General features: G+C 80.5%; 1 pseudogene. It reads left to right on the forward strand.

The window, feature by feature from the left end:
• Window positions 1–100: 100 nt before the first annotated feature.
• Window positions 101–451: pseudogene (locus EAD98_RS00140) on the forward strand (hypothetical protein); the annotation flags it as partial.

Consider the following 451-nt stretch of genomic DNA (forward strand, 5'->3'; position numbering starts at 1 on the left):
CCTTCCCGGCGTCGGCGCGACGGCGGGCACGGACACACCCGGCGCCGTCGTGACCGAGTCGGCGACCGGATCGCCCTCGGCGACCGCCGCAGGCCCGGTGACCGCGTTCGCCGTCTGGCGACCGCTGCTGACCGGCACCGACGCCGGCTGGGCGCGATCGTTGGCGCTGGCCCTGCCGCCGGCCGCCCGAGGCGTCGCCGTCGCGCCCGCCGCCTCTGCCACGCCCGCCGCCTCTGCCACGTCCGCCGCCTCTGCCATGCCCGCCGCCTCCGCCGCGCCCGCTGCCATTGCCGCGCCCGCTGCCTCTGCCACGCCCACCGCCACTGCCGCGCCCGCTGCCGCTGCCACGCCGGACGACACCGAGTTGACGGCCGGTGCGCTGGTCGCGGACGCGCTCGACGCGCTGACCGACGCCGCCGCGCGGGCCGCGCTCGCGACCACCACGCTGGCC

The sequence above is a fragment of the Micromonospora sp. CV4 genome, assembly GCF_003667455.1.
In the GTDB taxonomy this organism is placed as follows: Bacteria; Actinomycetota; Actinomycetes; order Mycobacteriales; family Micromonosporaceae; genus Micromonospora.